The sequence below is a fragment of the Flavobacterium microcysteis genome, assembly GCF_006385255.1.
GTDB classification, from domain to species: domain Bacteria; phylum Bacteroidota; class Bacteroidia; order Flavobacteriales; family Flavobacteriaceae; genus Flavobacterium; species Flavobacterium microcysteis.
The window spans coordinates 1-26,790 of the sequence record NZ_VFJE01000055.1 but is presented as its reverse complement, the minus strand read 5'-3'; the positions used below and the strand labels follow the sequence as shown (position 1 = coordinate 26,790).

The window sequence follows — 26,790 nt, the reverse complement described above, 5'->3', positions numbered from 1 at the left end:
ATTTGTAATAACATAATGTTTGTTTATTTTCGGTTTCGAAAAGACGTTATGATTCTTAATTACATTTCAAGTACATCTAAAAACATGAAAAAAATATACCTGTTATTTTCTCTTATCACAATAAACAGCATATCGGCACAAAATATAGAGACAATAAATATTCCTAAAGGGGTTGTTTACAATTATGTAGACAATAACCTTAATGATAAAGCCAAGCAGCTAATTATCAAAAACCTGGAAAAAAACAAGTATTCAATTTTAGAGGAACATCTTATTGTTGGCCCAGAATTATGGAAACGGTTTCAGAAAATTGAAAAACTACAAAAAATTAAAGGCAATATTACTTTTGTGGTAGATGACCTAAAATTGAGCGGCAAATATAGTCCCACTCTAAATGACACAAAACTTATATGGGACGAATTCAAAAAAGAAATAACCGGTAATTACAAAATCAGGAAAGCTAACGAACATGAATTAAAATATTACTGGTCAGTTATTTCATTTGATATAGACGAGCCTTTACTTATCGTAGAAACAGAAAATCATAATTACATTTTAAACTTCCTGAAAAGCAATCTAAAACTATTATGGCTTGATGAAGCTCCAAAATTAGAGTATCATAATCCTATTGATAATAAAACTTATACATCAGAAGGCGGGTTCAAATCTTACCGAAATGGTCAAGAAATAACTTCAACACCCATGGGTACTAAAGAGACAGCACTTGAAAAAGTTGTTTTGTTAAGTAGCGACCTGGAATTTAAAGAAAATAGCTCAGTAGAAGATGTCGGATTAATCATTGATCAAACAAAAACAATCTTTGAAGAGCTTTTTAAAAATTCAGATGAATCTGGAAAAATTATGATTCAATTTGAATTAAAAAAGGACAATAATGAAATAGAATTTGCGGTCAAAGATGCTATAGACATGACAATCATGAAGGAATTTGAGAAAAAGATTAACAATACAAAATTTCCAAATTCAAAAAAGGATCCGATAAAACTACAATTGATATTTAAGGTTAATTCATTTAACGATTAACAGTATTTATCCAAAATAGACAAACCTTTCATATTGATAGAATTGTCCATATTATGCCAGAATTGGTTAAAAATATAGCAGCAATAAAGGCGAGATTTTGCTTTATGAACGAATAGAAAATTCTTCATCAGTCAGCGTAAGATCCATTCAAAAACAATTTGTCCTAAATAACCTTCCTTACTTTTGCTTTCTTTTAGTAAGTTTGTTTAGCTATGAAAAAAATGCACACAGATAAAAATATCTAAAAGGATATCTGTTTGCCAACAACTTCAATCAAAACAAACAATCAATGAAAAAAGTAATTTTAGACCTGGCGGTAACGCTTGATGGATTTATTGAAGGCTCAAACGGAGAAATCGATTGGTGTATTATGGATGACGATATGGATTTTGACGGCTTTCTTGCCAGTATAGACACCATATTTTATGGTCGGACAAGCTATGATGCCTGGGGCAATTATCAGCCGGAAGACGGAGCGAGCGCTGTAGAACAAAAACTCTGGCAGGATGTCCATTCAAAAAACAAGTTTGTATTCTCCAGTCAGGAACGACAAGATCCAAATGCTACCTTTATAAGTTCCGATATAGCCAAAAAAGTAACCGAAATCAAACAACAAGACGGTAAAGATATCTGGTTGTATGGCGGCGCAGGACTCATTAAAAGTTTTATCCAATTAGGTCTTATCGACACCTATAGGATATCCGTGCATCCGGTAGCACTAGGCAGTGGAAAACCCTTATTTGAAGACCTTAAAGAACGACTACAATTGAAGCTTGTCAAAACCAACACTTTCCGTTCTGGTGTTGTGCAATTAATCTATGAACCGGTACGATAAAATAAAAAAGCCATTCTTTTCAGAATGGCTTTTTTTATATAAAGAAATACGAATATTAGAATTTAAAACGCTTTCTGTCTGTTTCAGATAAATAAATCTTTCTCAAACGTAACGATTTTGGAGTTACCTCAACATACTCATCTTTCTGGATGTATTCAAGAGCTTCTTCCAATGAAAACTTGATCGCAGGAATAATTCTTGCCTTGTCGTCAGCTCCAGAAGAACGTACGTTAGAAAGTTTTTTAGTCTTGGTTACGTTCACAGTCATATCATCGCTACGAGTATTTTCTCCAATAACTTGTCCTTCGTAGATATCCTCGTTTGGATCAACGAAAAATTTACCACGATCTTGTAATTTATCGATAGAATAAGGAATTGCTTTACCATTTTCCATAGAAATTAATGAACCGTTGTTTCTTCCAGGAATTTCTCCTTTGTATGGTTCATATCCTATGAAACGGTGTGCCATGATAGCTTCACCAGCAGTAGCAGTCAATAATTGGTTTCTCAATCCAATGATTCCACGAGATGGAATGTTGAATTTCACTACCATTCTTTCTCCTTTACCTTCCATAGAAAGCATTTCACCTTTACGAACTGATACGAATTCAACTGCTCTACCTGAAAGATTCTCTGGAAGGTCAATTGTCAATTCTTCAATCGGCTCACATTTCACACCATCAATTTCTTTGATGATAACTTGTGGCTGACCAATTTGTAATTCGTAACCTTCTCTTCTCATTGTTTCGATAAGAACAGATAAGTGTAATACACCACGACCAAAAACCATGAACTTATCAGCAGAATCAGTTTCACCCACTTTCATGGCTAAGTTTTTCTCCAACTCTTTTGTCAGACGATCTCTGATGTGTCGAGATGTAACAAATTTTCCTTCTTTTCCAAAGAAAGGAGAATCGTTGATTGTGAACAACATACTCATTGTAGGCTCATCGATTGCAATAGTCTGCAATGCTTCCGGGTTTTCAAAATCAGCAACAGTATCACCAATTTCAAATCCTTCAATTCCTACAATTGCACAGATATCACCAGCAACAACTGTTTCTACTTTTTTACGTCCAAGTCCTTCAAACGTATGAAGTTCCTTGATACGTGATTTTATAATCTTGCCATCTCTTTTTACCAAAGAAATAGGCATTCCTTCTTTCAATACACCTCTTTCCAAACGACCGATAGCGATACGACCTGTAAAAGAAGAAAAATCTAAAGATGTAATCAACATTTGTGGTGTTCCCTCAGAAACTTTTGGAGCTGGTACATTTTTGATAACCATATCCAATAGCGGCTCGATGTTTTGCGTTTGGTTTTTCCAGTCGTCAGACATCCAGTTGTTTTTCGCAGAACCATAAACAGTTGGAAAATCCAATTGCTCTTCAGTAGCGCCAAGTTCAAACATCAAGTCAAAAACTTTTTCGTGAACCTCTTCAGGTGTACAGTTTTCCTTGTCTACTTTATTGATTACCACGCAAGGCTTCAATCCAAGATCGATAGCTTTCTGCAATACGAAACGAGTTTGTGGCATAGGACCTTCAAAAGCATCTACCAAAAGGCAAACTCCATCGGCCATATTCAAGACACGCTCTACTTCTCCTCCAAAATCCGCGTGACCTGGAGTGTCGATAATATTGATTTTTGTTCCTTTATAAACAACAGAAACGTTTTTAGAAGTAATAGTAATACCTCTCTCACGCTCCAAATCGTTATTATCAAGAATTAGGTCTCCCGTATTTTCATTTTCGCGGAAAAGCTGACAATGGTACATAATTTTATCAACCAAAGTAGTCTTACCGTGATCGACGTGGGCAATAATTGCAATGTTTCTGATAGATTCCATCTGATTTTTTTTCAAGGTGCAAATTTACACATTATTTTGACATAAAAAATGTTTTTTTCAAAGGACTTAACTTATTCATAATAAGCCAGTAACTTAAAGTTCCATAATTAGAACATATCTTGATTTTTTAACATAATTAATCTGAACAAAAAGAGTTTTCTTTATCTTTACAAAGAAGAACATTACCCCATGTATAAACCTTCCAATAAAATAATCTCCATCTATCTTGTGATTGGAATCCTATGGATTTTAATCAGTGACCGTTCATTTGCCTATTTTGGCTTTTATGGTGACACCGTACTTTTTCAAACACTTAAAGGAATTGGATTCATAGTAGCTTCAGGGTTTCTGTTTTGGATCATGCTTAGGAGATATGAAAATAAAAACCAAAAGTACCTGAACAGGCTAAAAAACATTACAGAAGAACTCACACTTTCCAATAAAAGATATACTGTGGTAACCAAAGCAACCAACAATATTATCTGGGATTGGGATTTCAAGAAAAATAAAGTCAGCTGGGGCGAATCGCTAACCAAAATCTTTGGTTATCCAAATCTTGAAAATCATAGTACCTGGTGGACGGACAAGATCCATCCAGAAGACAAAGAACGCGTCGCTCAAAAGTTCAATACTTTCATCGAAAGTTCTAACAAAGAAAAATGGTCTGACGAATATCGCATTATTACTGAATCTGGCAGCATCCGCCATATTTATGACAGGGGATATCTTTTATTCAACAAAAAAGGAAAACCCATCCGTATGATAGGTTCTCTGGAAGACATTTCCGAAAGAAAAATTAATGAAGAACAGCTTAAAGAACTCAATCTCCAAATCAACAAAAGAGTTGAAGAACTTGCTGTTTCTAATGCTGAACTGGAACAATTTGCCTATATCGCTTCTCATGATCTTCAGGAACCCTTACGAATGATCACACGTTTTTTGTCAGAAATCCAAAGAAAATACAGTGACAATCTTGACGACAAAGGCAAAGAATACATTCATTATGCTGTAGACGGCGCACACAGAATGCGCAACCTTATACTTGATCTGCTGGAATATTCCAGAGTTGGAAAATTTGACCAGACCATCGAAACAATTGACCTCAATATCCTGATAGAAGAAGTGACTAACTATCATGAAGCTTTTATAAAAGAAAGCAATGCAGTCATAAAATGGAACCATCTGCCTGCCATCAAAAACCGCAAAACCCCAATACAGCTGGTTTTTCAGAATCTGATCAGCAATGCACTAAAATACCACAGTCCGTCTGAGCCACCAAAAATTGAAATAACGCATCAGGATCTGGAAGACCATTGGTTATTTTCAGTTAAAGACAACGGAATCGGTATTGACCCGATGTTTAGTGAAAAAATATTTATTATTTTCCAAAGGCTTCATGCCAAACACGAATATTCAGGAACCGGAATCGGACTGGCAATCTGTAAAAAAATTATTGAGGCCCAAGGCGGCAAAATCTGGGTAGAATCAGAAGAAGGCCAAGGAAGCACATTTTGTTTTACAGTAAGCAAATAAGTGAATAGTTTTATTATATTTGTTAAATTCTAATCTGTGCCCCATGGAATCAATTGTTATTTTACTGATTGAAGACAATGATGGCGATATCCTGCTCACAAAAGAAGCGCTCAGCCATGGCAGTATACGAAAAGAAATTTCAGTTGTAAAAGACGGATGGGAAGCTATACAGTTTTTAGAAAGAAAGGGAGCTTATGAAAATGCAATACTGCCAGATCTTATACTTCTGGACATAAATCTTCCTAAACTAAACGGCCATGAAGTTTTGGCCAGAATAAAATCGAATCCCCAAATTCAACATATACCTGTAATTATGCTAACTACATCGTCATCTGAGAGCGACATACTGAAAAGTTATCAAAACCACGTAAATTGCTTTATAACAAAACCCGTCGAAGCTGGTAATTTTCTGGAAACGATAACTGCAATTGAAGAGTTTTGGACATCAATGGTTCAATTGCCTAAAAAACTTTAACGATGACGTTTCAAAAAGAAGGTATTCACTTTTTAATAATCGAAGACAACCAGGGCGATCTGGTGCTGATCAAGGATTATATAAAAGAAGAATTTCGCAATCCTGTTTTTTATGAAGCGCGGAATCTCAAAGAAGCCAAGAAATTTCTGAACACGGAAGAAAAAATAGATATTATTTTTTTAGACCTGATTCTTCCAGATGCAGAAGGCGAAAGGCTTTTTAACGAGATCATCCCGATATCCCGAGATATTCCGATTATTATTCTAACAGGCTTTTCAGACAAGGAATTTAGCATCAAATCGCTTTCGTATGGAGTCTCTGACTATCTGCAGAAAGAGGACCTGAACGCTTCTTTGCTTTTTAAAACGATACTTTACAATATCGAACGCAAGAAAATAGCGCAAAAACTCAGCGATTCCGAAAAGAAATACAAAGATATTTTCCAATATAGCCCGTTGCCAAAACTTGTCTATGATATCCAAACGCTTCGTTTTTTGGATGTCAATGATGCGGCCATGAGAAAATACGGCTACACTAAAGAAGAGTTTTTAAACCTACAGGCTTACTCCGTGGTTGCCAAAGATGATTCCGACAAAGCATTGGCTTTGGTCAAATCGTTAAGAGAAGAAGGAAAGTTCATAGAAATGTCTTTCAAGCATATCACAAAAGACGGAGTACTAATTGATGTCATCACTCAAGGCAATGAGATTAATTTTAATGGAAAAAGAGCCCGACTTGTTTTAGTAACCGATGTCACGGAAAGGCTGAAAACCGAAAAAGAAAATGAGCTGACAGAACAGCGTTTCAAAGCTCTGGTTCAAGACGGTTCAGAATTGATTGCCATTCTCGACACTGATGGCGTATTTACTTATATCAGTCCGAATGTACAGACCAATTACGGAATAAATCCTGACGATTATATTGGGCTCAATGCATTCGAACAGCTCCATCCAGAAGAAATGGAAGTCTTCAGGGAGGAATTTTCCCGTTTGAAAACTGAAAAACGCATTGCCACCCGCCCATTTAGATATATTGAAATAGATAACGAATGGCGATGGCTTGAAGCCAATGTCATCGACATGAGAGACAATGCCGCAGTTAACGGGATTGTACTCAATGCTCGTGACGTAACCGAAAGAATTGAAAACGAGCTCAAAATCAAAGAAAGCGATCTTCGCTATGAGGCCATTGCCAAAGCAACGAGCGATGCGATCTATGAATTTGATGCCGAAACAAAAAAAATATACATTGCCGGCTCTAATTATCAAAAGCTATTCGGATTTGATTTTAAAGACCAGCAATATATCGATTTGGATTTCTGGGTATCTCGGCTTCATCCTGACGAAAGAGACGATGTAAGGGAAAAAATTGCAGCCATACAGGAAAACTCTTCCGATTCGCATCACGAAATTGAATACCGCTTTCGCAAGCAGGACGATACTTATGCTCATGTTTTAGACCGATTTGACCTGATTTGGGAAGACGGCAAACAAGTCAAAAAAATAGGCGCTCTACAGGACATTACGACACGTAAATTCCAGGAAACCATACTCGCATTCGAGAAAGACACTTACAAGCTTAATGCCGAGCCCAACAAATCACTAAAAGAAGTTTTGGAAAAAGTAATCCAAAACATCGAGATTTTGATGCCGGATGCGCTGTGCTCTATCATAGAAATCAAAAACCATAAGATAAAACACTTTGTAGGCAATTCGTTGCCAAAAGGCTATATCGATTCCATAAATGATCTCGATTCGAAAAGAAGCATTTTCAAAAATGAAAACGCTTTTATTTCCGACATCGAAAAAGAACCACTCTGTAAAAATTTTGCTCCGGCTGCTATAGCTAATGGTTTAAAATCCTGTTGGTCTATCCCAATCAAAAAGACAGACGGATCAAGCCTCGCTAGTTTTGTGACCTATTACAAAACCAACAGAGAACCAAACCCGAACGAGATTTATCTTTTGGAGCGCATTGCAAACCTCGTAGGAGTATTGATCGAAAACAGAAGAGCAGGCGAAGAACTGAAAGAAGCTATTGATCGTTATGATATTGTAGCAAAAGCAACAAGCGACACCATATGGGATTGGAAAATACAAGAAGACGATTTTCAATGGAATAAGGGAATCCGAAGTGTTTTTGGATATAAAAAAGAAGAGGTCGGCGATACATCAAAATGGTGGTTCGACAGAATTCATCCGGAAGACAGCCTTAGAGTATCTGTAAAACTCTATAACTTCCTTGAGAAAAAGGTTGAAAAGTGGCAAGATGAATACCGCTTTAAATGTGTTGACGGCACTTACAAACACGTTTTTGATAGAGGTTTCCTGATTAAGAACAGCGATGGTAAACCAATCCGAATGATTGGTTCCATGCAGGATGTAACCAAACAAAAAGAAGAAGAGCAGCGACTAAAACTTCTGGAAACCGTTATTACACAAGCCAAAGATGCAGTAATCATTACGGATAACGACACCTCAGAAACTTCCATTCCAAAAATCATTTTTGCCAATCAGGCATTTACTGAAATGTCAGGTTATAAAGCATCCGAAGTTATTGGAAAATCGCCATTACTATTCAGAGGTGAAAACTCAGATGAATCTGAATTGAAAAAACTTGTCTCCGCTATTAAGAATGAAGAAGAAACCCAGATTGAAACCATTAGCTACAAAAAAGATGGCGAAGAATATTGGGTCAGCTTCTCAATGATTCCAATCACAAACAAGGAAGGACAGCTTTCTCACTGGATTTCGATACAGAGAGATATTACCCAGCTAAAAAGACAAGAAAAAGAGCGAGAACAGCTCATTCGGGAATTAACACAAAACAACAAGGATTTAAAACAATTCTCTTATATAACATCGCATAACCTGAGAGCTCCATTATCGAATCTGACCGGGCTTTTGAACTTAATTGAAGATATTCCAATTGAAAATGATGACCTCAAACTGATATTGAATGGTTTTACAAAGTCAACCCATCTCCTAAATGAGACTATAAACGACCTCGTAAAAGTTGTCATCATCAAAGACAATCCATTCATCCAAAAAGAAGAAGTCCTTTTCAGCGAAGTATTTGAAACCGTTTTTGACCAGCTGAGCTATCTTATAAATCTGCACCAGCCGATTTTAAAAATCAACCTTGAAAACGACTCGCTTTCAAACATGAATAAGGCCTATTTGGAAAGCATCATGTTAAATTTGCTTACAAATGCCATAAAATATAGAGATCCTTCAAAAAAATTAAAAATAACTATCGCTACAAAGGAGAAAGTTGATAAGACAATTCTTACCTTTGAAGACAACGGAATCGGAATCGATATTGAACGAAATAGAGACAAGATTTTTGGCCTCTACCAACGATTCCATAACTATCCAGACAGCAAAGGACTTGGCTTATACCTTGTCAAATCACAAGTCGAAACAATGGGAGGAACAATTGATGTTCAAAGCCAAGTAAATAAAGGAACTAAGTTTACATTAACATTCAAAAAAGAATAAAATGCTACATAAAATCTTATGTGTGGATGATGATCCAATTACTCTAATGCTTTACAAGATGGTAATTGCTAAAGCATCTTTTACAGAAGAAATAATTACTGCAAAAAATGGGCAGGAAGCTATGGACTATTACGCTAATTTAAAAGCTACTAATGATACCCGCTGTCCTGAACTCATCTTTTTAGACCTCAACATGCCGGTCATGGGTGGTTGGGAATTTCTGGACAATTTTATAAAAAAGGAATATCAGGAATTCAACACTAAGACAAAAGTAATCGTGCTTTCATCAACTATTGACCCAACGGATATTGAAAAGTCAAAAACCTACCCGATTGTGATTGATTTCTTATCCAAACCCATTACCAAAGAAATGCTGGAAGACCTAAAAGACAAATTATAAAAAAAGCTCTCGAAATCGAGAGCTTTTTTATTTGGTAATTTTAAAACTGGTCTCTTATTTCGTTAGTGACTCGAAATACGAGAAATAAAAAAGCCCTCATAGAGGGCTTTCCATATTTTAGCGGTTCACACTCAGATTAAAGAGCAGAAACGTGTTTAGTCAATTTAGATTTTAAATTGGAAGCTTTATTATTGTGAATAATATTTTTCTTAGCCAATTTATCAATCATAGAGATAACATTTGATAATTTTGCAGAAGCATCAGATTTATCAGTAGCCAAACGCAAAGCTTTGATCGCATTACGAGTAGTTTTGTGTTGGTATCTGTTTAATACTCTTCTTTTTTCGTTACTTCTGATTCTTTTTAGAGCTGACTTATGATTTGCCATTTTCTTACTTTTTTTCTTTTAATATTTTTTTGTAGTCCGTAGGGGAATCGAACCCCTGTTACCAGGATGAAAACCTGGCGTCCTAACCCCTAGACGAACGGACCTTGAATCCTTCTAAGTTAGTTTACTTTCAATAAACTTTGAACTTGTAGCCCGTGGGGGAATCGAACCCCCCTTACCAGGATGAAAACCTGGCGTCCTAACCGATAGACGAACGGGCCTTGCTTCTCTAATGCGGATGCAAAAATACAACTATTTTTTATTCGCACAATAGCTACCTTGATTTTTTTTTATTTTTTTTAATATGCCTTAGCAAAAAGCACTCTTCCAACAGAAGGCTTCCCAGTAAACACGCAGCTTCCAGCCTCTTCTACTCTATCCAAAGCAATACATCTAATTGTTGCTTTAGTCAGGTCTTTGATTTTTTCTTCTGTCTCCGGAGTTCCATCCCAGTGTGCTGCAATAAAACCTCCTTTGTTCTCCAAAACATCTTTAAATTCATCAAACGAATTTACTTCCGTTACGTGTGTGTCTCTGTATTCCAATGCTTTATTAAACAAACTGTCTTGAATTTCTTCCAACAGTCCATTAATATGGTTAACGATATTGTCTTTTAAAACAACTTCTTTTGACAATGTATCTCTTCTTGCCACTTCAAAAGTTCCGTTCTCCAAATCCTTCGGACCAACTGCAACACGAACCGGAACACCTTTTAATTCCCATTCAGCAAATTTAAATCCTGGCTTCTGAGTCGTCCTGTCATCAAATTTCACAGATATTCTTAGTTTACGCAATTGCGACACTAAAGTATTCGCTGCTTCAGATATGGCAGCAAATTCTTCATCTGTTTTATAGATAGGAACTATAACAACCTGGATTGGCGCCAAATTTGGAGGCAAAACCAATCCGTTATCATCAGAGTGCGTCATAACCAGAGCTCCCATCAAACGGGTTGAAACACCCCATGAAGTCCCCCAAACATGTTCTTGCTTTCCTTCCGCATTAGCAAACTTAACATCAAAAGCTTTTGCAAAATTCTGCCCTAAAAAGTGAGACGTACCGGCTTGCAACGCTTTTCCGTCTTGCATCAACGCTTCAATACAATAGGTTTCTACTGCTCCTGCAAAACGCTCCGTTTCTGTCTTTATTCCTTTAATTACCGGAATAGCCATAAAATTCTGCGCAAAATCAGCATACACATTCATCATTTGTTCTGATTCTGCTATCGCTTCGCTTTGTGTAGCATGAGCCGTATGCCCTTCCTGCCATAAAAACTCAGCAGTTCTTAAAAACAAACGGGTTCTCATTTCCCAACGCACAACATTTGCCCATTGGTTAATCAAAAGCGGTAAATCTCTATAAGATTGCACCCATCCTTTATAAGTAGACCAGATAATAGCTTCACTTGTTGGGCGAACAATAAGTTCCTCTTCAAGCTTAGCGTTAGGGTCTACCATTAATTTCCCAGGTTTGTCTGGGTCGTTTTTCAATCTATAATGAGTGACAATCGCACATTCTTTAGCAAAACCTTCGGCATTTTTCTCTTCAGCCTCAAACATACTCTTGGGCACAAATAGCGGGAAATAGGCATTCTGATGTCCTGTCTCTTTGAACATTCTGTCTAACTCTGCTTGCATCTTTTCCCAGATAGCGTAACCGTATGGCTTGATAACCATACAGCCTCTAACCCCAGAATTTTCGGCTAAATCTGCTTTTACTACCAGTTCATTATACCATTTAGAATAATCTTCTGATCTTTTTGTAAGGTTCTTACTCATATTGAATAGTTTGGCACAAATATTGTTTAACTTTATTTAACTAGATAATTCAGCAAAACTAATTATTTTTGTATTGTCTTTTGTATTGTCCAACAATAAAATTGCTTCAAGATATGAAAACTTATTACATTTCCCCGAAATCAGCATCCCTCTATTCATTGGTTGGGCTGTTGACAATTCTTATGACTTCCTGTGGGTCATATCAGAATTCATCTTACTATGACTCCGACGGAGTTTATAACAATAACGAAAGAAGATCGAACACTACTGCTAGCAATGAGCAAAACAGTAATGGATATAGAGAATATTTCAGATCGCTTCAAGACGACCCTGAAATTTTCACAGATTCCAATAGTTATGCATCTCCTGCTTATAACGACACTACTTATGTAGCTACTACTGCATCGTATCCTGCCTGGGGTAGCAATTCCGACAATGTAACCGTAAATGTTTACGACAATAGTTGGGGTTGGAACAACTGGTACGGATCAGGTTGGGGCTGGGGTCTTGGCTGGGGCGGCTGGTATGGCGGCTGGGGCTGGAATAGCTGGTATGGTCCAGGTTGGGGCAGCGGCTGGGGCTGGGGTTGGAACAACTGGTACTACCCTAATTACGGTTGGAACCACTGGCATGGCGGTCACTACTACAATAACTACGCTTATGCCAACGGAAGAAGAAGCTACTATGCTAACAACAACTATGGAAGAAACAATTACTACAGAAGCAGCTCTGCAACAAGAGGCTACAGAAGTAATAGCGCTTATAATAATTCAAGAAGATCAGAAGGAGTCAATTATTCTACCCGAAATTCAACACGATACAATACAAGCGGAAACCGAAGCAATAGTACTACAAGAGATTATAATACCAATGCTACAAGAAGCGATTATAACACAACGAGAAACAGTTATAATACGACAAGAAACAGCAGCAACAACAATTATAGTACCCCAAGTCGAAGCAATTCTACAAGAAACCAAAGCGTATCACCACCATCAAGATCATATAGCGCTCCAAGTTCAAGTGGAGGCGGAAGATCATCAGGAGGAGGCTCATACGGCGGCGGCGGAAGATCTGGCGGCGGTGGCGGCGGACGAAGAGGATAACACTTAATTTAATGATACAGAATGCCTATGTCTATGCGTAAAAGTTATAGCATAGGTATTTTTTTGAACCCCTATGAAAAAAATTAACCCTATGAAAAAGTATTTTTTATTTATGATTGCGGGATTTGCTTTAAGTGCGCAGGCACAAGAAGTTTCCGATGCCATGCGATATGCTCAGGACAACCTGACAGGCACGGCCCGCTTTAGAGGGATGAGTGGTGCTTTTGGTGCACTTGGAGGTGATTTTTCGGCAATTGGCGTCAATCCGGCCGGAAGTGCAGTTTTTACAACCAACCAGATTGCCATAACACTTAGCAACTATAGCACTAGCAACAAATCACGTTATTTTGGCACGACTACAAAAGAAAACGACAATAGTTTTGACCTGAACCAGCTGGGAGCTATCTGGGTTTTTGAAAACCAAGACACTTCAAGTAATTGGAAAAAATTTACAGTTGCCGCAAATTATGAGAACGTTTCCAATTTCGACAACCAGTTCCATGCAAGCGGATTCAATCCAACAAATTCCGTAGCCCAATATTTTTCAAGCCATGCCAACGGAATTCCTCTAGGCGATATCACAAATATTCCTTTTGGATCAATGACATACAGAGAGCAGCAGGCCTATTTTGGTTATTATGGTTTCCTCATCAACCCTGCCGCAAACACCGACAATAATACGGTTTATACCTCAAACGCACCTATAGGCGGTAATTATTACCAGGAAAACTTTATTGAATCCACAGGATACAACGGAAAACTTTCCTTTAACGGAGGCGTACAACTCACAGACCGATTTTATTTTGGACTTAACCTGAATTCCCATTTCACAGATTACACTCGTGTAACTAACTTCTATGAAGATTATATGGATACTCCAGGTAATAATCCAAACTCTGGACCTCAAGGACTGCGTTTCCGAAATGAATTATATACTTACGGAAACGGATTTTCTTTCCAGGTTGGAGCTATCGCAAAAGTCACTCCTGAGTTACGTGTTGGTATTGCATACGAATCACCTACATGGTTCCGTCTGAATGAAGAATTACGTCAAAGCATGGTGGTAGACTGCCCAGATTGCGGAACACGTAATCCTGTTATCGTTGACCCCAACCTGACTATGATTTATCCTTCTTATAGACTACAAACACCTGGAAAATATACAGGAAGCTTAGCCTATGTTTTTGGAAAATACGGACTGATTAGTATTGATTACGCTATGAAAGATTATAGCAATATCCGCTTCAGACCAAGCAACGATTACAGTCAAACGAATGCACAATTTGAATCACTTCTTGATGCAACTTCAGAAGTACGTATAGGTGCTGAAGCCAAAGCAAAACAATGGAGCTTCAGAGGTGGTTATCGTTTTGAGCAAAGCCCATATAAAAACGGAAAAACAATTGGAGACCTGCAAGGATTTTCAGCCGGTCTTGGTTACAATTTTGGCGGAACAAGACTGGATGCCGCTTACTCTTATGCAAAAAGAGACATGCAGCAGACTTTTTTCTCGCAAGGCCTTGTTGACGCAACCACTGTCAAATCGGTCAGCAACAACGTAACGCTAACATTATTGCTTGACTTATAATATATCCTTTTAAAAAAAAAGCCCCTGCATTGCAGGGGCTTTTTTTTTAAAACTCATAATCTTTTTTATACGATTTCTTTTCCTGCAAGAATTCGAGCCTGTTTCCTTCTGTCCTGAATTTGGTTCGGATCGACCTCCTACCCTTTTCTATATCCGAAACAAAACTGAAAAAATGCAGATGTGGCCCTGATGACCAACCAACATTCCCGCTAAGTCCAATCTTATCACCTTTCTTAATGACATCCCCTTTTTTAACAAAAGAACCCTTGGTGTCAATATGCGTATATTCTGCCAGCGTTCCATCCTCATGATAAACCACGATATAATTATTGAACTCAGCGCAGTTTTTAGTCATACATGTTTCTGTATTACTATCTTCTACATCAACAACAATACCTTCTCTGGCAGCCATAATCTCCGTACCAATTGGCATTGCAAAGTCTAAGGCAAACTCACCTTGGTGTGAAACTTTCCCATTATATCCTTGTCCTATGACATATTCTTCTCCTTGCTTATAAGGCAAGCTGTACGGAAAATCAATATCGTATTTTTTGAGATTGATATCGCCCAAGAAAAAGGAGCTTTGGTATTTAAAATTAAATTCTTTTTTAAGGTTGATTACCGAAATTTCCATTAAAACGAATCTTGTTGCCTTTGCCGGAACCAATACATAAGGAGCTTTAAGACTACTTTTCATATTAAGGAGCTCTGTCCTGATCAAGACAGAAACCGGACAAAATTCATTGTTATCAGCAAAAACCACCGTTTTCCCTTCAATAAACTCTCTATATACCTTAACATCACGTTGCTGCGCCAAAAGCATCAAAGGAGCCAACAACAAAAAAAGCATTCCTATTTTCTTCATAAATACTACCATAACACTATTAAATCGCAATATATCAAAACTAATACCGATATAAAAACGGCTTTCCTTCAAATCTATTTTATAGCCTCTTATTTTTCTTACTGCCAATACCAACCTCATAAAATTTACCCAACCATAGTGCTACTATTCATAAAAAGCTTAATTTTGCACTCCAATTTACAATTCTATGAGAACCAGATCATTAAAGAAAAACAAAATCAATGTAATTACACTGGGATGTTCCAAAAACGTGTATGACAGCGAAGTATTGATGGGCCAGCTACGTGCCAGCGGCAAAGATGTGACCCATGAAGCACCTGCCCATGAAGAAGGAAACATCATTGTAATCAATACCTGTGGTTTTATCGACAATGCAAAGGAAGAATCTGTAAATATGATTCTGAACTACGTTGACAAAAAAGAACAAGGCTTAGTCGATAAAGTTTTTGTGACTGGCTGTCTTTCTGAACGCTACAAGCCGGACCTTATTAAAGAAATTCCTGATGTAGACCAATATTTTGGAACTACCGAATTGCCCGGTCTTTTAAAAGCATTAGGAGCCGATTACAGACATGAATTATTAGGCGAGCGTCTTACAACGACTCCTAAAAACTATGCGTATCTTAAAATTGCCGAAGGATGTGACCGTCCTTGCAGTTTCTGTGCCATTCCGTTAATGCGTGGCAAACACGTTTCACAGCCAATTGAAAAATTGGTAAATGAAGCTAAAGGACTAGCTAAAAACGGAGTAAAAGAACTGATACTTATCGCACAAGATTTGACCTACTACGGTCTTGATTTATACAAAAAGAGAAATCTGGCTGAATTACTAGAAAATTTAGCTGCGGTTGAAGGCATTGAATGGATTCGTCTGCACTATGCTTTCCCAACAGGATTCCCGATGGATGTGTTGGAACTAATGAAACGAGAACCAAAGATTTGTAACTATCTTGACATTCCGCTTCAGCATATATCCGATAACATATTAAAATCGATGCGTCGTGGAACTACTCAGGCCAAAACGACAAAACTTATTGAAGATTTTCGCAATACCGTACCTGGAATGACAATCCGTACAACCCTGATTGTAGGATATCCGGGCGAGACTGAAGAAGATTTCCAGATTTTGAAAAACTGGGTTGAAGAAATGCGCTTCGAAAGATTGGGCTGTTTTGCCTACTCTCATGAAGAGAACACACACGCTTACTTATTGGAAGATGATGTTCCTGCCGAAGTAAAACAACAACGTGCCAACGAAATCATGGAACTACAATCTCAAATTTCATGGGAATTAAACCAGGAAAAAATCGGACAGGTTTACCGTTGCATCATTGACAGAAAAGAAGGCGGTCACTTTGTTGGAAGAACAGAATTCGACAGTCCTGATGTAGATAACGAAGTTCTTATTGATGCTTCAAAAGCCTACTTAAAAACCGGAGAATTTGTAAACGTAAGAATTACGGACGCAGCCGAATTTGACTTATACGGCGAAGCTGTACTATAAGATATAAAAAAGCCCTGATTGACAGGGCTTTTTTTATATATCATCGGAATTTACTTTAGAAAATAAGCCTGATAAGGATAACGCTCGTAAATCACATTATCTTCATTGATTGTATAACCGTTTCTATAATCGGTTATGGCTTTTTGCACCAGTTTATCCGCTTCCTCATTCCTTCCTAACTTAATCAGACATAAGCCCTTATAATATTCCGCATCTGAAAACTCCTTATAGGTTCCAATGGAGATGTCAAATTGCGCTATGGCTTCCTCATATTTTCCAAGCTCATATTTGGCTATACCCAAATAAAACACATCCAGAAAATGAGGTTCCACACTACTTGTGGCTAAATGCGTCTTTCGGTCCGCTTCCAATACCTGTTCTGCTTCTGCAAATCTCCCCAACTGTAAGTAAGAAATGGCTATGTAAAAATCATAAGTATGATCCATTACATAGGAGTTACCGCTAAGTTTCTTGGCAGCTTTAAAATCCTCAATCGCTTCAACATACCGTTTGCCAAAAATACATTTCATAAAAGCCCTGTAATCCAAATATCCTTTTGGGTCCAAAGCGACTGCCTTGTCTAAAAAAGGCATTGCGTACTCATATTTTCCTTGTTTAAAAAGCGGCATTGCTTTTTGCTGCCAGGCATACGCAGAGCGTGGATAATCTTTTATGATCTTATCCATTTCTGCCTGATAGTCTTGTGAAAAGTGAAATGATTTTCGGGCCTCATTAATACGTTTTTCGACAATTTCTTCTTCTGTTTGCGCCCAAACAGTAAAGCCAGTCATAAAGAGCAAGAGCATAAAGACAGTTTTCATAAGCTCAATCGGTTTGTTGTTTTCGCAAATGTATCATTATATCTGAAAAGGCCGAGTTAACGCAAACTACTTCTTGGTTAATAGAATGTTAACGCTATCTATCACAAGCCTTTATACTAAAACTAAAAACAGAATAACAGAAATATTTTGTAATTTTAGTACGACACTTGCAAAAATTCATAGGCCATGACTGCGAACAAAAATACAGTGGCTTCGTATATAGAAGGCTTCAAGACCTACGACCGCAAAAAAATCCTTTCGTGTCTTACGGAAAATATAGTCTGGGATATGCCCGGATTTTTCCATTTGTCCGGAAAGGAAGCTTTTGACAAGGAGATTGAAAAAAATCATTTTATAGAAAATCCTGAGATCGAAATTATCAGTCTGACCGAAGAAAATGATATTGTTGTAGCAGAAGGTACCATAAAATGTAATTTCAGGACAGGCGACCTTCTTAATGCAGCATTTTGCGATGTCTTTCAAATGGAAAACGGAAAGATTAAAAAGCTGACAAGCTATCAGATGACTCGATAATATAAAAAGCCCGCATGTAATATTATACCGCAGGCTTTTTTAAAAGATCAAATTATTATAAAGCTATTTCGTATCAGGCTGATATTCCAGAACATCAGCCGGCTGACAGTCTAACGCTTTACATATCGCTTCCAGCGTACTGAATCGGATGGCTTTTGCTTTTCCTGTTTTTAAGATTGAAAGATTCGACAATGTTATGTCTACCTTTTCAGAAAGTTCATTGAGTGACATCTTCCGCTTTGCCATCATCACATCTACGTTTACTATTATTGGCATAAGCTATATTGTTAGGTCATTTTCGGATTGGATTTCGATGCCTCTTTTGAAAATTTGCGCTATGATTAAAAGAATTATCCATATAAATAGCCACACATCAGAACCGTCTAAGTGCATATCGTCTAAACTAGGCATAACAACACCTTGCTGAACCAGCCCCTTACTGTACTCCGCTCCCCAACCAGAAAAAAATCCTATTCCTAAAGCCAGATAAGATACTAGCAAAATAAAACGCCTCAGTGCAGGGTTAAAAGGCTGCGCCATATCCAGTTTTTTCTCGTATAGAATTTTTACAATCAAATAAAACATCAGTGCTTTTAGTACTGCCACAATAATAATTTGCGACATTATTACCACATAATGCTGAGAACCGTAGTTGTACAGATCAGAGAAATCGATCAGCATCCATAAATGTTTCGTTTCTGTTGGATCCAGCGTCAATGTCATAACAGCATTAACCATAAGAGCACCCGCTTCAAAACACAATCCGAGAAATATGATCCAGGATAAGACATGCAATACAGCAAGGATTTGATTAGTACTAATTTTAATTTCCATATCGTTTGATTTAATCATTACGGTACAAATATATTTATTTTTATTGAAAAACAATAAATTTATACTGAAAAATATAAAATATTTTTCGAACATAGATTAATTTATATTGATAAAAGGCATATAATCCTTCTATTTATTGAGCATCCAACTCTATTTTTTATTTATTTTTACATAATACTATTCATAAATTTCAACATGATTTTCTTTACGATTGAAACAGAAAGACTCTTACTCAGGAAGATTATACCCGAAACCTACCACTATGTGTTTGAGCATTTTTCTGAAAAAGAGCTACAAGAGTTTTTAGGTATTTCTAGTCCAGAAAAGCTGCAGGCAGAAAAGGAAAAATTCAAAAAAGGAATAACCACGCACAATAAGTCGATGGTGCTATTTCAATTACTTGATAAGAAAAGCAATAGGGTTATTGGTGGATGTGGATACCATACCTGGTATCTGGATCATGACCGTGCCGAAATTGGATATGCACTTACTGACGATAATTTCAAAGGAATGGGATTGATGAGCGAAGCCTTGCAGCACGTTCTTGACTATGGATTTGATACTATGCAACTCCATCGTGTCGAGGCTTTTATCAGTCCAACAAACACTGCATCAATACAGTTAGTCAATAAATTTGGATTTATAAAGGAAGGTCATTTACGCCAACATTATCAAAAAGACGGGCGATTTGAAGATTCTGTGGTTTATTCCCTGCTAAAAGAGGAGCATCTAAAAAGATAACATGAACTTCATTAGGATTTTCATAACTTTATATAAAAAATCATGGAAATCAACTGGATAACAATAAGTATTATAGTTTTGATTGGCTTGATTTTGATTGTATTTCTGATTAAGCGAAATCTAAAAGACCAAAAAAAGGTCGAGAAATTTTTCAACGAAGAATACAAGGCAAAACCTGAAGAAGAGTCTGAGGTTAATGATAACGACCGATGAACCGCATACATCTTGTTAAAATATCCCATTTTTTTATATTTGGCTTAAAAAATGAGTAAGTTTGAAACTCAAAAATCTTAATTTATGAAAACCGGATTGTTCTTTATCGCTATATTTTTTCTAATGCTTTGTCCTGATACAGCTTCTGCACAATATTATAATCCCTATGGAGGCGGTGTTGACCGATCTATTGGCTCAGAAGTAAGACAAAACAAACCTAAGAAAAACAGCAAGGAAAAAGTTGATATGGCCGAAAGCTGGGCGACCTATCTGGACAAAGAACTAAAACTGGATGGTTTGCAATTTGCTGCCGTGAAAGCAATTATAAACGACAACAAAAGCAATATTGAAGAGATTTCTAAAAGCAATATACATGTCCAGGAAAAGAGAGACAAGATGCGAGAAATAATGGATAAGATTGATGTCGAAGTTTTAAAATTATTATCGAAAGACCAGTCCGCTAAATATTTAAAAATGAAAGAAGACAACGAGAAGAAAGCAATGACGTACTAAAGTACTAGCAAACCTTGTTCTCGTAAAGAATTGATTGGCTTACTGTACCAGAACAGTTCAAAATCTTCTAATCCGGAATTATTTTCATAATCGGTTTTGACTTCCTGATACGTATACGTTTTCAAATTTGAAACTGCTATTTTTTCCAGCATATCTCCAAGCCAGATTCCCTGTTCCTTACTGACAGAAACAGAAAAAGCTTCTTTTTTAGCATGAAAATCCAAAGAAGCCATCTCCCATGAATTTCCTTTTTTAGACTTGGTGTAGGTCGAAATCAAAGGCTTGCTGCCTAACCATACTATTTTTGCAGTTGGCTTAACGTTCCAATTTTCTTCTTCATGTACCGCATTGTAGATATAATCGCTTGGAATTTTAGTTCGGGGTATTTTAAAATCAAACCAGTCCTGCAGCGGAAAATCAAAACAGATACCATGCATATAGTTGAATAATGATTTCTTTAAGCCAAAGCTATAAGCATCGTGATCGGTTCCGGTTTTATCAATATGTATAATATCGTTATTCGCAAAAGTCCCCAAGGCTTCTGTTTCTTTTAATACGCCAAATTTTTCCGGATACATTCCCACAGGGCTATGCGCCGTCATTGCAAATTGATGCCAAAAACCGGATTGCAAGACTCCTATTTCAAACAACTGGCGCACCATTTCTAAAGAATCTATTGTTTCCTGAGCCGTTTGAGTTGGAAACCCATACATCAAGTAAGCATGTACCATAATACCTGCTTCTGTAAAATTTCGTGTTACCCGTGCTACTTGAGCTACAGTAACGCCTTTTTGAATTAATTCCAACAGCCTGTCTGAAGCTACTTCCAATCCTCCGGAAACGGCAATACAGCCCGATGCTTTTAACAGAAGACATAAATCACGGGTAAAACTTTTTTCAAAACGAATATTAGTCCACCAGGTAACCGCCAATTTCCTGCGTAAAATTTCCAATGCAAGTGCTCGCATCAATGCAGGAGGTGCAGCTTCGTCTACAAAATGAAAACCATTCTGTCCTGTTTGCCTGATAAGTTCTTCCATCCTGTCACAAAGCAGTTTGGCAGCTACCGGCTCATATACTTTTATGTAATCCAGTGAGATGTCACAAAACGTACATTTCCCCCAATAACAGCCATGTGCCATAGTAAGCTTATTCCAGCGTCCGTCACTCCACATTCTGTGCATTGGGTTGACAATTTCTATGACCGAAATATAACTGTCTAAAAGTAGATCCGAATAATCTGGAGTTCCCACCTCAGATTGCTTATAATCTTTTTTAGAGGAATTATTTTTATAGATAATTTTTCCGTTTTCCAGAAGAAATGTTCTTTTATAAGAATCATAATTCGGGTTTTCGATGCTTAAAATAAGCTCTTCGATAGGAACTTCGCCATCGTCCAATGTGATATAATCAAAAAACTCCATTACCCTAATATCTGACAAGGAGCGTAATTCCGTGTTAGGAAATCCACCGCCCATAGCGATCTTGGTATTGGGATAATGCTTTTTAATAAACTGGGCACTTTTGAAAGCGCTGTATAAATTTCCTGGGAATGGAACTGAAAAGCAGACCAACTTTGGCTGTAATTCCTTCATTTTCTGATCCAGATTCCCAAGCAATAATCTATCTATATAAGTAGATTCCCTGTGCAACATTTCATAAAGTGCATCAAAGGAATTGGCAGAACGCCCCATTCTTTCTGCATAACGGCTAAATCCAAAATTTTCATCAACACATTCAATAATAAGATCCGAAATATCTTCAAGGTATAAGGTGGCCAAATGTTTAGCCTTATCCTGAGTTCCCATAGTCCCGAAAGCCCAATCTAATTCCTCAAGTTGTGAAAACCGGGAAGCTTCCGGAAGAAAATCCTCCTGGCAAATCAGGTGTGACAATGTTGGATTCTTGCCTTGCAAAAAAAGCATTACCGAATCGATTGTTTTGAGATATTCTTCTTGTAATGCCAGAATTCGTTTTGCATTGTCCGATTTATCCGGTGCTTTTTCCGCTTCAGAAAACAAATCGCTTAATCCTTGTTTTGAGAATAGCTCTAAGATGACCTCAATTCCAAGATCCGCCTGAAAACAAGAAACATTCTTTGTATTCAAAAACCCTTTAATATATGCCGTTGCCGGATACGGAGTATTCAGCTGGGTAAAAGGTGGCGTAATTAAAAAAACAGTCGGACTCAAAACAAGTTATATTAAGCCGCAAAAATATTGCTTATTTGTGAAAGTGTCTGTATAAAACGAAAAAACTCCCAATTTAGGGAGTTTTTAATTAATTATTCTTTTGTAAGGAATTCGTCCATTGCTTCATCTCGAATGACCTGTTCTTCCTTATAGAGATTTTTCAGATACTTCTGCATACCAAAAAACATAATTAACAGCAAGAACAATATAGTTGCCATATAGTATGCGGTTCCCATGCCTATGGTAATCATTCCTCCACCCATGCCGTCTGCCATAGATGTAACAGCATTCAGCTCGTCAGAACTTTTGATTATGATTCCAAAAACAAGCAACACTAAAAATCCAACAGAAGAAAGAACAATATGCAGTAGTCCTTTACGCTTGATTTTGATAAAACTAAAAATCAGTCCTGCTATAGCCATAAGAAATGGAATCCCCATCATGACCATCATAACAATTCTACTATTTCTTTCGTCTGGCGTTTCTTCAGGAAGGAGTGAACTTTCTGCTTTTTTCGGATTTCCATCTTCATCAACATCCAGAGAATCCAAATCGCTTCCGGCTGCACCAAACAAGTCTTTTCCTAATTGTTTTTCCAGTTTTTTAGAAAACTCATTGTTTTTCGTCTTTTCCTTTATATCCGTTCCTACCACATAATCAAAGCCTGTAACAGAAACCAATTCTGTTGTACCGCATTTGATCGTAATAAAAGGAAAGAAAAAACAGATTAATATTACCGTATAACTTGGAATTGGAAGTAAGTCCGAAATGATTTTGAGTGCTCTCATATAAGGTTTGTCTTTTATTTATATTTCATCTCAAACTTAGTACTTCTTGTTAAATTTAAGAAATTTTTAAGATGATTTTTTTTATAGATTTTTAGTGATTCTTAGCGGGAAGTTTATCTTAATCAATTAAAAAGATATCCGCTGCCCATCACTATAAATATAAAGGCTGCCAAATAGGACAGCCTTTAGCTAAAATTAATTTGATTTCTTTTTAGATTTCTTCTTAACCAATTCGATCTTACCCTTGATTCTTTTTTCAACATCTCTAATCTCAGATTCTGAATCATAGCTTATAGAATGCAGTTTTGCATTTCTGATTTCACTCATTGCTTTTTTGAATTTATGTTTTACCTCAAAAAGTATGGCTTTCTTTACATAAATGTCTGCCTTGTTTATACCTTTAATTGTAAGCGCAAAATCAATCAATCGCAACGCTTCTTCATAATCTTCATTTAAGATAAGCGTTTGTATATAATATGGATAGACTTCTAACGCATGGATATTGATTGTAAAAGCCTCCTCAAAATAGTTTTTGGCAGCTTCATAATTCAACAATTGCTCAGCCTGGATTCTTCCGTAAAGACAAAGCACCATAGTATTTTTAGCATCATAGGAAAAAGCATAATCTAATGATTCTATAGTTTCTTCTAGTGAATAAGGATAGCTATCTAAAGCTTGAAATACATATTTATCAATTGTTTTCATTTCTTAAATCTGTTTTTAATTTTCTGCGTGTTCCTTTATAGCTTTTCTCAATTTTATTCTTCTTAAAATCTGTTCCGGCAAATGTTCTCGTTGGGTTTCCACGTTGAATATTCAGCTGGTTCTCCCATTGTTTGCCTACATGATCTTTGAGCTGCTGTAAAGTCTCACTTTCAAGTTTTTTTAATAATCTTTCTGTTGCCAGTTTTTTGTTTTGGTGCTGCGAGCGACTGTCCATTGCCACCACAGCAATTCCTGTTGGCAAATGTGTCGCCCTGATAGCCGAACTTACCTTATTCACATGCTGTCCTCCTGCTCCTGAGCTTCTCATTGCCTGATATTGGATTTCGTTTTCTGAAATCGACCAATTTTTCTGTTTTTCAATTTCAAAAATTCCAATAAACCAGTTTTTTCGCTTATGCATCTTTCTGAATTGGCTTTGCCCAATCCATTGGATAGTTCCTACCCAGGAATTTACAAACTGCATCACCTCTTTTCCTTTTACAGAAAGGGTAGCCGTTTCGACTGTTCCATTTTCAGAACCCGGCTGACGATGCAATACAATGGTTTCAAGTTGCAGTTCCTGCGCTTCATCCAAAACTTTTTTAAGCACTTGGGCAACTACCCAAGTGCATTCTGCTGGCCCGCGGCCTGCTGTTATCTGAATTATCTTTTCCATCTTTTAATTTTTTATCGATCCATTCTGACAATTTTCGGAGTGAATGTCCCTAGTACTTCTACCAATTCGCTTTGGTTTGCCATTACTTTCGTAATGTCTTTGTAGGCCATAGGCGCTTCATCAATATTGCCTCCAATAAGAGTAACATCATTTGCCAGCAGTACCTTTTTGATTTCACTCTGTGTGAAGGTACTTTTGCATTTTGCTCTTGAAAATAATCTTCCTGCTCCATGAGAAGCTGAATTCAAGCTTTCTGCATTACCTTTTCCCTTGACAATATAACCTGGCGCTGTCATCGAACCCGGAATAATTCCTAATTGTCCTTCAGCCGCCGGAGTCGCTCCTTTTCTATGAACAATACATTCCTTGCCTTCAATTATTTCTTTCCACGCAAAATTGTGATGGTTTTCAATGGTTACCACTACTCTTTTTCCAAGTATCTTGGCAATCCTTCTGTGAATATCGTCATGACAGGCTTTGGCATAATCACCAGCCAAATTCATCGCAAGCCAATATTCCTGACCATCGTGCGTGTTAAGGTCCAACCAAGCCAAATGCTGTACATTCTTAGGTAGCGGACATTGTTTTGTTGCCAAATAAGTGTAATGCTTGGCAATATTTGCGCCCAATCCGCGTGATCCACTGTGAGAAAGAACGGCAAAGTACTCTCCTGCTCCTATTTTCCATTCGTTTAGCGGATTATCAATCTTGACAATTCCGAATTCCACAAAATGATTACCGCCACCAGAAGTTCCGAGCTGTTTGTAAGCCTTGTCTAAAAGGCGTTTCAATAGCGGAATATCCTGAAATTCCCGTCTGTAGAACACTTCATGATCTGCCTTAATTGCGTGTGTTTCATACATCCCAAACTTGGTATGGTCTTTCAAAATGGCCTCCAACTGATGGTCTTTTCCTTTTAGGAACGACGCTGGCAGGTCAAAAATAGAAAGGCTCATACGGCAACCGATATCAACACCAACTCCGTACGGAATCACAGCATTGTCTGTAGCCAAAACACCTCCAATAGGCAGTCCGTATCCTGAGTGCGCATCGGGCATCAAGGCTCCTGCTACCGAAATTGGCAGTTTGAGCGAGTCATACAATTGAAACTTGGCTTGTTCATCGATTTCATTTTCTCCAAAAATCGCAAATGGAGCCCTTGTTGTTTTCAATTGATGCATTCTCACCTGTACAGGATTTACCAAACCTTCAGCTACTTTACCCCAAGTTCCGTGACCGTTGAATTTTTCCGGATGCAGCAAAACCTCTTTCGCTTCTGCCAGAATGGATTCCTTTTTTTCTCTTTTTCTATATCTGTTTATTTGCCCAAGGGCAATATTTATTGAATTGTTTTTCGGAAAGCCCAATTTGATCAGGTCTTTTCCGGTTAATTTATTTCCCATAAATTTTATTAATTGTAATTATTCTGCGCCGCTTATATCAATTTCTAAATAGCTTAGAAAAAAACATAAGCGTGCTAAATCTTTTATCCCTTCGGATAAATAATGGAACTGTTTTTCGGGAAAATTTTGAAGTGTCTAGAATAAAAAAAGCCCGAGTCTAAATTGCTTCGGGCTTTTTTATATATCTAAAAAAATATTTCTAAGATTGAAATAAGCCACGAAGTCGCACAGCACCAAATCCTGTTGGTGAGTAGCTTTGAAATGATGATGCAAATACAGTCATTTTTCTTCGTTTTAAAAGTGTTATTAATTTTTCGTGTGCAAATATTTAGAATAGTTTTTGAATTATGCAAATTTTTTTTAAAGTTTCTGAGGGATTAAGGCGCTAAGGTGCTAAGGTGCTAAGGTGCTAAGGTGCTAAGGTGCTAAGGTGCTAAGGTGCTAAGGTGCTAAGGTGCTAAGGTGCTAAGGTGCTAAGGTGCTAAGGTGCTAAGGTGCTAAGGTG

The 26,790-nt window shown here is 37.2% G+C and carries 25 protein-coding genes and 2 tRNA genes; 13 read left to right on the top strand and 14 right to left on the bottom strand.

Annotation, left to right across the window (positions count from 1 at the left end; translation table 11 throughout):
• Positions 1-84 precede the first annotated feature (84 nt).
• The gene (locus FJA49_RS11275; protein WP_140001022.1) at positions 85-1,041 is read left to right on the top strand and encodes a hypothetical protein; all 957 of its coding nucleotides are present in this window, start codon (positions 85-87) and stop codon (positions 1,039-1,041) included.
• A gap of 289 nt (positions 1,042-1,330) precedes the next feature.
• Positions 1,331-1,876, top strand: a complete 546-nt coding sequence (locus FJA49_RS11270; protein ID WP_140001021.1) for a dihydrofolate reductase family protein — start codon at positions 1,331-1,333, stop codon at positions 1,874-1,876.
• Between the two features lie 55 nt (positions 1,877-1,931).
• Here FJA49_RS11270 and typA read toward each other — a convergent pair whose 3' ends face one another.
• Complete coding sequence (gene typA, locus FJA49_RS11265; RefSeq protein WP_140001020.1) at positions 1,932-3,728, bottom strand: translational GTPase TypA; 1,797 nt, start codon at positions 3,726-3,728, stop codon at positions 1,932-1,934.
• A gap of 189 nt (positions 3,729-3,917) precedes the next feature.
• Between typA and FJA49_RS11260 the strand changes: the two genes are divergently transcribed.
• The 4 genes from FJA49_RS11260 to FJA49_RS11245 are packed head-to-tail and all read left to right on the top strand — an operon-like array spanning position 3,918 to position 9,636.
• A complete protein-coding gene (locus tag FJA49_RS11260; protein ID WP_140001019.1) occupies positions 3,918-5,261 on the top strand; it encodes a sensor histidine kinase in 1,344 nt (447 codons plus the stop codon).
• Positions 5,262-5,304: 43 nt separating this feature from the next.
• Positions 5,305-5,736, top strand: coding sequence for a response regulator (locus tag FJA49_RS11255; protein ID WP_140001018.1), 432 nt, complete (start codon positions 5,305-5,307; stop codon positions 5,734-5,736).
• Between the two features lie 2 nt (positions 5,737-5,738).
• Positions 5,739-9,236 (top strand): PAS domain S-box protein, encoded by a 3,498-nt coding sequence (locus FJA49_RS11250; RefSeq protein WP_140001017.1) that lies wholly within the window; start codon positions 5,739-5,741, stop codon positions 9,234-9,236.
• Between the two features lies 1 nt (position 9,237).
• Positions 9,238-9,636, top strand: coding sequence for a response regulator (locus FJA49_RS11245; RefSeq protein ID WP_140001016.1), 399 nt, complete (start codon positions 9,238-9,240; stop codon positions 9,634-9,636).
• Positions 9,637-9,772: 136 nt separating this feature from the next.
• On the opposite strand, the gene rpsT is transcribed toward FJA49_RS11245, so the two are convergent.
• The 4 genes from rpsT to proS form a co-directional block, all read right to left on the bottom strand.
• Complete coding sequence (gene rpsT / locus FJA49_RS11240) at positions 9,773-10,024, bottom strand: 30S ribosomal protein S20 (RefSeq protein WP_140001015.1); 252 nt, start codon at positions 10,022-10,024, stop codon at positions 9,773-9,775.
• 32 nt (positions 10,025-10,056) lie between these two features.
• Positions 10,057-10,128 (bottom strand) — tRNA-Glu (locus FJA49_RS11235).
• Positions 10,129-10,173: 45 nt separating this feature from the next.
• Positions 10,174-10,245, bottom strand: a tRNA-Glu gene (locus FJA49_RS11230).
• Positions 10,246-10,323: 78 nt separating this feature from the next.
• On the bottom strand, positions 10,324-11,802 hold the full coding sequence (gene proS, locus FJA49_RS11225; RefSeq protein WP_140001014.1) for a proline--tRNA ligase: 1,479 nt from the start codon (positions 11,800-11,802) through the stop codon (positions 10,324-10,326).
• A 113-nt stretch (positions 11,803-11,915) separates the two neighbouring features.
• On the opposite strand from proS, the gene FJA49_RS11220 reads away from it, so the two are divergent.
• Positions 11,916-12,908, top strand: coding sequence for a hypothetical protein (locus tag FJA49_RS11220; RefSeq protein WP_140001013.1), 993 nt, complete (start codon positions 11,916-11,918; stop codon positions 12,906-12,908).
• A gap of 91 nt (positions 12,909-12,999) precedes the next feature.
• Positions 13,000-14,496, top strand: coding sequence for an OmpP1/FadL family transporter (locus FJA49_RS11215; protein WP_140001012.1), 1,497 nt, complete (start codon positions 13,000-13,002; stop codon positions 14,494-14,496).
• A 46-nt stretch (positions 14,497-14,542) separates the two neighbouring features.
• Here the strand turns inward: FJA49_RS11215 and FJA49_RS11210 are convergent, their stop codons facing one another.
• Positions 14,543-15,481, bottom strand: a complete 939-nt coding sequence (locus FJA49_RS11210; RefSeq protein ID WP_140001011.1) for a M23 family metallopeptidase — start codon at positions 15,479-15,481, stop codon at positions 14,543-14,545.
• 67 nt (positions 15,482-15,548) lie between these two features.
• Between FJA49_RS11210 and rimO the strand changes: the two genes are divergently transcribed.
• Complete coding sequence (gene rimO / locus FJA49_RS11205; RefSeq protein WP_140001010.1) at positions 15,549-16,865, top strand: 30S ribosomal protein S12 methylthiotransferase RimO; 1,317 nt, start codon at positions 15,549-15,551, stop codon at positions 16,863-16,865.
• Positions 16,866-16,915: 50 nt separating this feature from the next.
• Here the strand turns inward: rimO and FJA49_RS11200 are convergent, their stop codons facing one another.
• Entirely contained in the window at positions 16,916-17,686 is a 771-nt protein-coding gene (locus FJA49_RS11200; protein WP_233590135.1) for a tetratricopeptide repeat protein, read from the bottom strand.
• A gap of 186 nt (positions 17,687-17,872) precedes the next feature.
• On the opposite strand from FJA49_RS11200, the gene FJA49_RS11195 reads away from it, so the two are divergent.
• The gene (locus FJA49_RS11195; protein WP_140001009.1) at positions 17,873-18,220 is read left to right on the top strand and encodes a nuclear transport factor 2 family protein; all 348 of its coding nucleotides are present in this window, start codon (positions 17,873-17,875) and stop codon (positions 18,218-18,220) included.
• A 63-nt stretch (positions 18,221-18,283) separates the two neighbouring features.
• On the opposite strand, the gene FJA49_RS11190 is transcribed toward FJA49_RS11195, so the two are convergent.
• Positions 18,284-18,496, bottom strand: coding sequence for a helix-turn-helix domain-containing protein (locus tag FJA49_RS11190; protein WP_140001008.1), 213 nt, complete (start codon positions 18,494-18,496; stop codon positions 18,284-18,286).
• Between the two features lie 3 nt (positions 18,497-18,499).
• Positions 18,500-19,054, bottom strand: a complete 555-nt coding sequence (locus FJA49_RS11185) for a DUF2975 domain-containing protein (RefSeq protein WP_140001007.1) — start codon at positions 19,052-19,054, stop codon at positions 18,500-18,502.
• Positions 19,055-19,249: 195 nt separating this feature from the next.
• Here FJA49_RS11185 and FJA49_RS11180 point away from each other — a divergent pair, with 195 nt between their 5' ends.
• From FJA49_RS11180 to FJA49_RS11175, 3 genes are all read left to right on the top strand, one after another.
• Positions 19,250-19,795 (top strand): GNAT family N-acetyltransferase, encoded by a 546-nt coding sequence (locus tag FJA49_RS11180; RefSeq protein WP_140001006.1) that lies wholly within the window; start codon positions 19,250-19,252, stop codon positions 19,793-19,795.
• Between the two features lie 42 nt (positions 19,796-19,837).
• Positions 19,838-20,008 (top strand): hypothetical protein, encoded by a 171-nt coding sequence (locus FJA49_RS18435; protein WP_158629482.1) that lies wholly within the window; start codon positions 19,838-19,840, stop codon positions 20,006-20,008.
• A gap of 84 nt (positions 20,009-20,092) precedes the next feature.
• Entirely contained in the window at positions 20,093-20,521 is a 429-nt protein-coding gene (locus FJA49_RS11175) for a hypothetical protein (protein WP_140001005.1), read from the top strand.
• On the opposite strand, the gene FJA49_RS11170 is transcribed toward FJA49_RS11175, so the two are convergent.
• From FJA49_RS11170 to FJA49_RS11150, 5 genes are all read right to left on the bottom strand, one after another.
• A complete protein-coding gene (locus tag FJA49_RS11170; protein ID WP_140001004.1) occupies positions 20,518-22,713 on the bottom strand; it encodes a B12-binding domain-containing radical SAM protein in 2,196 nt (731 codons plus the stop codon). The two genes, FJA49_RS11175 and FJA49_RS11170, sit on opposite strands and share 4 nt — an antisense overlap.
• 92 nt (positions 22,714-22,805) lie before the next feature.
• Positions 22,806-23,501 carry a hypothetical protein gene (locus tag FJA49_RS11165; RefSeq protein WP_140001003.1) on the bottom strand — a complete coding sequence of 232 codons (696 nt, stop codon included), beginning with the start codon at positions 23,499-23,501 and terminating at the stop codon, positions 22,806-22,808.
• 195 nt (positions 23,502-23,696) lie between these two features.
• Positions 23,697-24,206: a tetratricopeptide repeat protein gene (locus tag FJA49_RS11160; protein WP_140001002.1), complete on the bottom strand. Its 510-nt coding sequence runs from the start codon at positions 24,204-24,206 to the stop codon at positions 23,697-23,699.
• Complete coding sequence (gene prfH, locus FJA49_RS11155; protein WP_140001001.1) at positions 24,193-24,882, bottom strand: peptide chain release factor H; 690 nt, start codon at positions 24,880-24,882, stop codon at positions 24,193-24,195. Before prfH ends, FJA49_RS11160 begins: the two co-directional genes overlap by 14 nt.
• Positions 24,883-24,893: 11 nt before the next feature.
• A complete protein-coding gene (locus FJA49_RS11150) occupies positions 24,894-26,285 on the bottom strand; it encodes an RtcB family protein (protein ID WP_140001000.1) in 1,392 nt (463 codons plus the stop codon).
• Positions 26,286-26,790: the final 505 nt, after the last annotated feature.